This window comes from Halorientalis sp. (assembly GCF_028275115.1).
Taxonomy (GTDB): domain Archaea; phylum Halobacteriota; class Halobacteria; order Halobacteriales; family Haloarculaceae; genus Halorientalis.
Map to the genome: position 1 here is coordinate 1 of NZ_JAQCNH010000094.1, position 10,079 is coordinate 10,079.

Below are 10,079 nucleotides of genomic sequence, written 5' to 3' on the forward strand. Positions count from 1 at the left end.
ACCTCGCTGTTGCCCATCTGTCCCTCGGGCAATCCGACCCGGCGGCCGTGTGTCGTCAGCGTCGAGTCAGCGCCGGCCTCGCAGTACCGGTCGAAGTTCGGTGTCTCGGCCGCGGCGACGGCGTCCCGTACATCTGTCTCTGGATTCAGTCCCCAGCCGTCGAGGATGACGAGCCCGACTTGCATAGTCGACTGGTCACACGAACGGGGTAATAGCCCTTCGGTCGTCGCAGTGCACCAGCGAGCGGTGCGACAGCGATACAGCCTCACCCAACCCCCGCTGAAAACACCGTTCAATCCGCGCTTGAGCCTGCAAACACCGTTCAACCCAGTCTTGAACGGACAGCCGTCCAGTGATTTGCTCCCTCGGGGGCACACCACACCGCCACAGGGCTGGCGTAGACGCTCTCCGTCGTTTCAATTTATCTATTAGATCATGAATTTAGTTAATGTGTATAGGTATTATATGGCTCGGACAGTATGCTGCGTGTACATGCTGGCTCGCTGACGCCAGGGTAGTGACAAAATGACGAATCAAGAGACATCGGACGAGGACATTGAGGGTGGGGACGGGGCGAACGAAGACACACACTCACGCCGGTCGTTGCTGGCGTCGGTGGGAGCCGGAGCCGCAGGCCTCGCACTCGGCGGGCTCACAGAGACAGCCACTGCGAGCGGTGAGGAGAGTCCGGCCGCAGGGTTCATCGACAGTACGTCGCCGGCGACGACGGCCACGTCGGACGGGAACTGGTCGGACGACGCCGTCTGGGACAACGGCGTTCCCACGGCCGAACAGACCGTCCGCATCGACTCCGGTGTCACGGTCACCGTCGACGGCACGACCGAGAAGATCAAGAATCTCGACGTGGCGGGCTCACTGCAGTTCGCACAGGACACTGACAGCAATCTCCGGGCCGAGACAATCGTCACGCGTCCGGACAGCCAGTTGCATATCGGAACGGAATCGAGCCCGATTCAACAGGGGAGTGAGGCCCGCATCACAATCGTCCACCACGAGGACATCGGCGAGAAAGACGACCCCAATCGCATCAGCAAGGGCCTCATTACGATGGGGGAACTGGAGATTCACGGCGCCGAAAAGACCTCCTGGGACGAACTCGCCACAGCGCCGACGGCCGGCGACACGGCCATCAAACTCGCCTCGGTACCGACCAACTGGACCGCGGGCGACGAACTCGTTATTCCCGGACTCGACCCGCACAACAATCAGGACGAGGAGCGGACCATCGCCAGCGTGTCGGGGTCGACCGTCAGACTCGACGCGGCCCTCGAACACGACCATGTGCCGCCCGAGAACAAGCTTGATGTCGACCTGACCGCCTACGCACTAAACCTCAGTCGCAACGTCGTCATCGAGTCCGAAGTCCAGGAACGAGACCCGGAGAAGGAGGCAAGAATCAACCGCCAGGGCCACATGATGATGATGCAGCCGGCCCAGTCGCTGCACAACTTCCGGACGATCCATCTGGGTCGGACGAACAAGGACTTCAAGTTCGACAACCCACCGTTCGATGAAGAGTCGCTCCACGGCGACGAACCGAACCCCAAGGCCCGGTACTCCGTGCACTTCCACAAGACCGGGCTGGGTGCCGAGCCACACGAGCTCAGTGGCGTCGTCGCCCAGAACAGCCCGGGCTGGGGCATCGTCAACCACTACTCGCACGCGAACGTGCGCGACTCGATTACGTATCAGGTGTTCGGCTCCGGCTTCGTGACCGAGGCCGGCCCGGAACGCGGTTCGTTCGAGCGATGTTTCGCGCTACGGTCGCGCGGGAGCGATTTCGGGACCCATTTACAAACCCGCCTGGGGCACGAGGACTTCGGCCACGAGGGTAACGGGTTCTGGTTCCAGGGCCCGGGCGTCGCCATGGAGGACTGCGTCGCGGCCGGCCACGATAAATACGCATACGCCATGTATGGCGAAATGCTGAACACCGGACGCATCTCGGGCAATGGGAACTATCCGAACGAGCTGGCGATCGAAGACGGCCTACTCCCGGAGGACGCCGACCCCGACGGAACGAGCAGGAGCAAGTACCTCCCGTTCAACTCGTTCACCCGAAACACCGCCTTCGCCTCCGGTGGCGGCCTGGACTACGTGGAATTCGACGGGAACAGCGAGGTGAAGAAATCGATTGTCGATACCTTTACCGTCTACAACATCCGCGCGTTTGGCGGGTACACATACGGTGGCAACCGCGCCGGCGAGGGCGGGAAGTGTGCGGTCACACAGCGCTACGCCGACCACCTTCTGGTGCGGAACCCGCAGTTCTGTAACAACGATGTCGGCGGCGGCCACGGTGTCATACGGAACTTCTACCCACGCACGGGGAAGATCGAGGGTGGTGTTATCGAAGGGTTCAGCGTCGGCATCAAGACGCTCGCTATGACGACCGATACCATCGAGGGCGTCACCTTCTACGACAATGGGTCCGATATCCGTAATTACGCGGTCGGTGACAATTCGCTGACCGTCCACATCGAGAACTGCGACTTCAGTGAGTCAGGGGCAGGCTTGAATCTCAACCACGATTGGTATCACATCCATCCATACAACTTGACCGGCGAAAGCCTCACCGTCACGCTCGACGGCGAGGCAGTCTACCTTGACCTGCAGGACCCTGACTACGTTCCGTTCAACGACGCCGGAGATATCGACCGAATTAAGGGGGAACACCAACTGCGAGGGGTGTTCGGTGTGCCCGACATGGAGACGCTGTATTCTGAGATCCCGGGCAAGACGAACGCGGAGCTGCAGGCGGAATACGGCCAGTGTATCTACGGCGAGCTGACGCCGCCAGTAGCCGAATCTCATCCCGGTGTCAGCGGTGGAACGGTCGGTGGGCCGAACGAACCGCACAGCGGCGACGTTTCAGTCGACCCGGCGCCAATGATCGGTGAATCCGTCACCGCCGAGGTCACCGGAGTCAGTGACGCCGACTACTCCATCGACCGTACCATCTGGCTGTACAAGGACGGTCAGCGTTCGACTGGTGAGTCGATGACCACCAGTTTCGACGAAACCGGGAACTATGAGATAACAGCTCAAATCATCTACGACGACGGTGCAAGCAAGCTCGTCACCAAGACCGTCGGTGTCGCCGACGAGTTGCAGCCGGCGACGAACCCGGGACCAGTCTCGCCCGGTGTCAAGTACGACGTCTCGGACCGTCGCTACCCTGGTGCCGGGGGATCCGGTGTCCATGATCAAATTAACCTCGGAGCGGTAGGCGGCGGTCCCTACGAAGAGGATATCACATATGAGGGCTATCTGCAGGTTCCAGAGGATGGTGGCTACAGGTTTACTCTCGAGGTGAACGAGAGGGCGAACCTGTACATCGACGGAGAAAAAATCACAGGCGCACAGGAGGGGTACGACACCCACAACACCACGACCGAACGTATCGGACTGGAGGCAGGCCTGCACGCGATCCGTGTCGAGTACGGCGAGACAGCCGGCAGTCAAGACCTCGAAGTGCGTCTGGGCGGCGGGGGGATGTCGGGCGAAATCCCGGCCGACGCGCTCTACCACGAGGACGAGGACGGCGAAATCATCGCTGAGATACCACAGGTCGCGTTCTCCACGACCAACGAGAGCGGGACGACGGTGTCGTTCGACGCGAGCGAGTCGAACGCCACGGAGGGCTCGATCACCAGCTACGAGTGGGAGTTTGGCGACGGCTCGAGTGCCAGCGGCGAGAGCGCCGAACACAGCTACGATACCGGTGGGTCCTACGATGTGACGGTGACGGTGACCGACGACGAGGGGCGCACTGGCGTTGAAACGAAAGAGGTCGAGGTCGGTGAGACCCACGAGATACTCATCAACGGGCTCGACGGCCAGGGAGCGGACTACGAGCTCGCGGTCAGTGGCACAATCGAAAAAGGCGAGGATGCCAGCGGAGTGGAGTCAATCGAAGATGGCACTGTGTCGGCACGAATCGGCGGCTATCAGGACAACTATCACTACGGTGGCGAGATCACCGACTGGTCCCTCGCGAAGGATATCCCGCTCAAAATCACAATCGACGGGGAGGAAGTCGACCAGTCAACGCTCGGTGATGGGAGCACTGAGCGCCACGTGATAGTCATCGATGGGCTTGATGGCCAGGTGTCGGACTACGAGTTCTCCGTTGACGGAGCGGTACAAAAAGGCGAGCACGCGACCGGGCAGGACACGGTCAAGGAGAGCACTGTGTCGGGAGAGATCGGCGGCGGTAAGGACAGCTACCACTACGATGGCGAGATTACCAGTTGGTCCCTCGCAAAGGATATCCCGGTCAAAGTCACAATCGACGGCGAGGAAGTCGACCCGTCGACGCTCGGTCAGTCCGACGACAGCAGCGGCTCGGACGACCCCGGAGAGTCGAAGGCAAACAAATCCGTCACGGTCGCGCCCGATGGAAATCACGAGTTCTCGCCGGCCGACCTGACCGTCGAGCCAGGCACCACTGTCGCGTTCAACTGGGCCGCCGGCGGACATACAGTGACCGTCGATTCCCAGCCCGACGACGCCGACTGGAGCGGCGTCGACAGCACCCAGACCGAGGGTCACACGCTCACCCACACGTTCGACATCGAGGGGACCTACGAGTACCACTGTCGACCTCATCAGAGTCAGATGCAGGGGACCATCACCGTCGACGGGTCCGAATCGATTGAGTCGGCCATCGACGAGGACGACGACGGGGAGATAGACGACGACGAGATGCTCGACGCACTGGACCACTGGGCAGACGAGGAGCCGGTGCCAGGCACCGACGGCGAGACCATCAGCAACATCGAGATACTCGACCTCGTCGACAGCTGGCAGAACGAGAGGAGCGAATGAACCGAACCCTGCTCAGTGTCGGCGTTGTCGTGCTGCTCGCGGTACTCGCGGCGCCCGCGATAGCCGAACCGGCAGAAACGTCGATAGACGGACCGTCGACGGTCGAACCCGGTGAAAACGTCACGTACACGTTCACCCTGACCAACACAGGCGAGAACGAGACCGCCTATCTGGTGAACGCGACCCTGCCCGACGGCTGGGAGATCGTCGACCGAAACGACGACGGTGGCAACTGGCAGGCGTCGGACAGTGAGTGGCTCTATCTCTCCATCGAGCCCGGCGTAACCAAATCACCCTCGCTCACGGTTTCAGTGCCGGAGGGCGCGAGCGGTGGTACTGCCGAGATAAGGTCCGTGGTCACGAATACCGACGATGAACAGGCTAGCGCGGCCAGAGCGGTGACGGTCGAGGTCGACGACGGTGGGGGTGGCGGCAGTGGTGGAGGCGCTGATACTCTCGACGGCGACGATGAGAGCACCACTACTGACAGTGATGTGAACACGACCGATACCGAGTCGGCCACTCCCGCTGGAGAGTCGGCCGAAACCACCGTGGGCGAACCGACCAGCACGGCAGGCGGAGCGGCGTCTGAGCCTACTGCTGGGCCCGCGACGACCGACACGTCCGACAACGGAACGGCAGCGTCGGACACCGGGACCGGCTCGAACGGCGCCGTCAGGCTCGCTCTCGGCGCACTGGTGATACTCGCTGCGGGCGTCGGGGTGGTAACCGCCCGACGTGACGGTGTCGGGTAGTCACTCGTTGAGGCTGTCTCGCGTGACGGTGTCGGGGAGTCGCTCGCCGAGGCCGTGCGGAGCGGGTCACTGACGGACACCGAGACGGTGTCGACTCCCGACACCGACGGCTATGGAGGCGCAGACGTCGAGGTCCACACCTTCCATGTGGCCCCGACAAGTGCAGTATCACGTACGCGACGGAGAGTATGGGCAACAAGGAGATTGGCGACGGGATACGGGAGATTGCACGGGGCTACGCCACGGCTGACAGCGAGGACATCCAAACGCAGCGCCTAGAGGCGACAGTCTGCCACGGAGGTCGGACGGTCGCGGCGTGGCATATCCGGAGCGAATGGCTGGAGCAGTTCAAGCACGGGGAGCTGTCGACGGAGGGGTTCGAACGGCGGGCCGTGGCGACGCTCAGCTTCAGTAACTGAGACAGGGTATCACGTTCGGACCGTTGCGTAGCCGATGGTCACTACCCTGCGGTGGGATGTCGCTACGGCGCCGGGTTCCGGCGGGCGTCGAAGACGCCGACGGCCGTCGCCAACAGGATGATGGCGACACCGTAAGCTATCCCGAACAGGAGCGGAGCGCCGATATCGAAGACGACGGTCACGAAAAAATACGGCAGCGTGAGGAACGGCAACAGCAGCCCGAACCGCTTGCTGAGTGTGCGGTCTGATCCGTCGGACATACCGGGGCATGTCGGCGTCGGTAGATAAATACACCGTCGGGCGGCCGACCACACGACCACGTCGCGGCCCCGGTCAGCGTCTCACAGAGTATCACGTTCGATAGCAAGAACCCGGAGGTTAAGAGGGTGGACCGTCACCCTACTGGCATGACACGAGACATCCTCTCGGAGGACCTGGCCGACGCTATCGTCACGACGGCGCGGACAGCGACGGGCGACTCGCTTCGGTCGGTGACCTACTTCACGCGTGCGAATTTCGAGCAGCTCTATCTGCGCGAGGATCTGCAACAGGATGCGGATCTCAACGACTTCGTCGGTCACGAGTGGCAGGGGTACAAACAGACCAAGAACGCCTACCAGCAGTCCGAACTGGGCGAGTACCGCTTTACTGTTCGGGCCTTCGAGAACGGGTATCTAGTGCGAGCGACCACGGATCGCCAGGGCGTCCTCATAACCACCGACGGCCTCTCCATGGGGTCCTACGAGGAAATCGCCGAGGCTATCGAGCGGATTCTGCGCGAAGAGTCGGGGAAAGAGTAGTCACAGCAGCTTCATACTGCCAGCTAGAGCCCACCAGAGTTATACCGACACCGGCGAACCCACCCACATGACGCTCGACCCGGTGCACGTCGACGGCATTGCCCAACTCGCAGGCCAAGTCAGGGCAACCGTCGAGACGAGCGACCAAGGGGCCGCCGCCGAAACGGTGTGGGAGAACTTTCTCGACCCGCTGTACGATACCGACGGCCGTGAGATACTTCTCCCGCTGGGCGAGCAGTGCCGCCGGAAAGCCCCCATCGCGGATATCGCCTTGTCGGAGCCACCGTTTCCGACCCAGCACGGGCTGGATTCGGGGACAATCAATCCCACGACGTTCAAAAACGGACTGGTGGTTGACGTGGCCCAAGCCGCAATGAGCGCGACGCCGTCGGACGTGGAGTTACACCGGGGTCGGACCATCATCATGGCCGTCCACTCCAACGATGCGACACTACACTTCGACGACGAGTGGCGAGCCGACGACCGCGGCTACGCCCGCCGCCGAGTGCTCGATGCGCCACAGGTCGACCGCTTCGAGCAGCGTGTCGTCCACGCGCTGGCGCTGTATCTGGCCGAAAGCGAACATGCGCTGTTGAACGCCGACTCCGTCGAGGACCTGTTCGTGCTCGACGGCCCGATCTACCCGACTGGGCTGCTCCGCTGGGCCGACCGGGACACAGAACTCGCCGAGTTGCTGGCAGCGGATGACCGGCCACAGAGCGTGGTCGGCAACTACGTCGAACTCGTCGAGCGGTTCATCGAAAAAGACGTTCCGCTCGTTGGATTCGTGAAAAACTCCTCACGCAAACCCCTGACCCGGCTGGTTCGAAAGAAAACGGCGGCGCCGTGGACCAGCGACAGTGCCTTCTTCCGGCACATCCTCGAACGCCAGGACGCCGACGACGATAGGCAGACGGACGCACTGACCTGCACCAACTGGTTCCGCTCGCGGGCCGGTACCGACGGTGCGATGGCCGCCGACGGCGACGCGCTGGGCATCGACCGTGAACTCGACGCCGAGAAGTACGAGGTGACGTTTTGTATCGTCTACGACCCGCGAACGGACCTCGTCTTCCGGGTGGAAGCGCCCTATGCGTTCACGAAAGACCCGGAGCGGCGGGAACGACTCACGCGCCAGTTGCTCCACGACGTGGCCGCAGAACAGGGGCCACCGCTGGCTATCGCAAAGGCTGACGAACTCGCAAGCATTGACCGGCAGGGCAGCGAAGAACTCACCAGACGAATCGAACAGGAGTTCGAGATGGACCGCGATACCTCCTACAACGATCGGCGCTGGGGCGCCATCGAGGAGAAGTTTTAGCTGTCAACCCGCTGGCTGACCGACAGTTCCACCTCGCTCGACGAGACTCCGAGGCGGGCGAACTGCGTTCGGATATGCGCTTTCGCGGCCGACAGCGCTGTCTCCCGGTCCAGGAACCCCCGGGATGCCGGTGACTCGAAGGCGATTCGAATCTCTCTGTCCCCGACGGTCTGTGCCCGCCCGCCGCTTTCGACTTCGTAGAAGGCGTCACACACCCAGACATAGGGTGCGCCCTCGTCTGGTGCCCCGCGAAAGGAGGGCGGTGTCTCACCGGGTTCGTACAGCGTGCCGGTCAATCCGGCCTCCCCGACAGTACCCGAAACAAGTAGCATACCAACAGTAGACGCTCGACCGGCAAAAGGGTCACCGCAACCGACACGCCTGGTTGATACGGTCGGTACGAACGCACAGCCACCAGTATCAGAACAGACAGTCTACGACGACGGGCAAGTGATCAGACGCATAATGGGTGTCGTCGCGGTCGGTGACAGCCGACCAGCCGGTGACTTCGACGTCGTCACTGACGAACACGTGGTCGATACCCATGTCGGGCACAAGCCCCTCGAAGTCGGTCCGGGTCGTCGTCGGGCCGTGACATCGGGGTGCCAGCCGCCGGCTGTCGCGCAGGTGACGGCCGTCGGGGAGCGGGTAGTCGCTGGCGGCGGCATGGGCCGGGTCGCCGACAACGCAGTTGAAGTCGCCACAGCAGACGACCACGTCATCGTCGACGAGGCCGGCAAGCCGAGCCAACGCCACCTTAATCCCCTCTCGGCGGGCTCGCTCTCCCTGGTGGTCCAGATGTGTGTTCAGCACGACCATCGCGCGGTCGGCCCCGGGCTCGTGCAGGCGAGCCCAGGTCGCGACGCGCGGATGTCTGGCGTCCCAGCCGACGGAGTTGGCCGCCTCGGGCGTCTCCGAGAGCCAGAACGTGTCGGTCGCTGCGGCAGTAAACCGGGCGCGGCGGTAGCCGACGGCAGTGTGTTCTCCACTGCGAGCGGCCGTGTCGCGGGGGTCGCCGACCCACTCGTATGCCGGGAGCATCGACTCAAGCTCCCGGAGCTGGTGGGTCATCGCCTCCTGGACGCCAACAACGTCAGGGTCGTGGTACCGGACGGTTTCGGCCACCAGCCGCCGTCGGTGGGCCCAGTTGTGTACTCCGTCCGTCGCGGTATCGTACCGAACGTTGAACGACATCAGCCGCGCCGGCTCCATATGGGTTGGTCCGTTGGCCAGAAGGGTAAGCGTTCCACTTCCGGTGTGCTGGGGAAAGGTGTTAATCCCCGGCTACCGTGAATGGCTGTATGTCCGACCTCGGGGATTTCACTGATTTCGACGGCGATAGCGACGAGTCGGTCGACGGGACGACGGGGGGCAACGATACCCCCGACAGTGGTTCATCGACCACCGCTGACAGCGTCTCCGACACCACAGACGACTTCCAGAGCATGGACGTGACCCCGGCCGGGACCGACACCGGGCTGGGCGTCCTCTCGGCCGCCGACGGCCTCCGCATCAGTGAGGACGAGGACGAGTGCAATCTCCGGGCCTACGTAACTGTCCAGAACCGTTCGCAGGTCCGTCTTGGAAAATACCTCCTCGTGCCCTACCCCGACGAGGCGGCGTTGCCGTCAGACCAGACGCGGGCCGGGCGGCCCGCGGATGGCGAGCGTCTCTTCTGTCGTATCTCGGCGCTGGAGTACGCACAGGAGTTCCGCGCCGACGACGCGACAGAGATCCACGCCCGCCGGGCGATGCGCGAGTCCGGAATCGACGAGCAGGATTTCAAGTTCATGGCCTCGCTGGACCCCATCGCGGTGCTGTATCAAGACGGTGGTGAGCTCAAGCGTCGGATGACAGACCGCGTCCCCAAGCCCGAGACCGTCGTCCGCGAAGCGACCGATAAGTCCGAGATCAAGACCGGACTGAAGATTCC

General features: G+C 62.8%; 7 protein-coding genes and 3 pseudogenes. 6 read left to right on the forward strand and 4 right to left on the reverse strand.

Translation table 11 applies throughout. The features are described 5' to 3' along the window. Positions 1–185, reverse strand: a pseudogene (locus Q0964_RS13100) (2,3-bisphosphoglycerate-independent phosphoglycerate mutase); the annotation flags it as partial. 340 nt (positions 186–525) lie between these two features. Between Q0964_RS13100 and Q0964_RS13105 the strand changes: the two are divergent. The 3 genes and pseudogenes from Q0964_RS13105 to Q0964_RS13115 form a co-directional block, all read left to right on the forward strand. Next, the gene (locus Q0964_RS13105; RefSeq protein WP_299268344.1) at positions 526–4,851 is read left to right on the forward strand and encodes a PKD domain-containing protein; all 4,326 of its coding nucleotides are present in this window, start codon (positions 526–528) and stop codon (positions 4,849–4,851) included. Further along, positions 4,848–5,606 carry an NEW3 domain-containing protein gene (locus Q0964_RS13110; protein ID WP_299268347.1) on the forward strand — a complete coding sequence of 253 codons (759 nt, stop codon included), beginning with the start codon at positions 4,848–4,850 and terminating at the stop codon, positions 5,604–5,606. The genes Q0964_RS13105 and Q0964_RS13110 overlap by 4 nt, the downstream gene beginning before the upstream one ends. 164 nt (positions 5,607–5,770) lie before the next feature. Then, positions 5,771–6,025 (forward strand): annotated as a pseudogene (locus Q0964_RS13115) (DUF8159 domain-containing protein); the annotation flags it as partial. 62 nt (positions 6,026–6,087) lie between these two features. On the opposite strand, the gene Q0964_RS13120 reads toward Q0964_RS13115, so the two are convergent. Next, positions 6,088–6,285 (reverse strand): hypothetical protein, encoded by a 198-nt coding sequence (locus tag Q0964_RS13120; RefSeq protein WP_299268353.1) that lies wholly within the window; start codon positions 6,283–6,285, stop codon positions 6,088–6,090. 147 nt (positions 6,286–6,432) lie between these two features. Here Q0964_RS13120 and Q0964_RS13125 point away from each other — a divergent pair, with 147 nt between their 5' ends. Together Q0964_RS13125 and Q0964_RS13130 are read left to right on the forward strand one after the other, a co-directional pair. Next, positions 6,433–6,825: a DUF7522 family protein gene (locus Q0964_RS13125; RefSeq protein WP_299268357.1), complete on the forward strand. Its 393-nt coding sequence runs from the start codon at positions 6,433–6,435 to the stop codon at positions 6,823–6,825. 67 nt (positions 6,826–6,892) lie between these two features. Continuing rightward, positions 6,893–8,146 (forward strand): DNA double-strand break repair nuclease NurA, encoded by a 1,254-nt coding sequence (locus Q0964_RS13130; protein ID WP_299268360.1) that lies wholly within the window; start codon positions 6,893–6,895, stop codon positions 8,144–8,146. Here the strand turns inward: Q0964_RS13130 and Q0964_RS13135 are convergent. Both Q0964_RS13135 and Q0964_RS13140 read right to left on the reverse strand, forming a co-directional pair. Beyond that, positions 8,143–8,478, reverse strand: coding sequence for a DUF7113 family protein (locus Q0964_RS13135; protein WP_299268362.1), 336 nt, complete (start codon positions 8,476–8,478; stop codon positions 8,143–8,145). The genes Q0964_RS13130 and Q0964_RS13135 overlap by 4 nt on opposite strands. An 88-nt stretch (positions 8,479–8,566) precedes the next feature. Next, entirely contained in the window at positions 8,567–9,358 is a 792-nt protein-coding gene (locus Q0964_RS13140) for an endonuclease/exonuclease/phosphatase family protein (RefSeq protein ID WP_299268365.1), read from the reverse strand. A gap of 89 nt (positions 9,359–9,447) precedes the next feature. Here Q0964_RS13140 and Q0964_RS13145 point away from each other — a divergent pair. Continuing rightward, positions 9,448–10,079 (forward strand): annotated as a pseudogene (locus Q0964_RS13145) (AAA family ATPase); the annotation flags it as partial.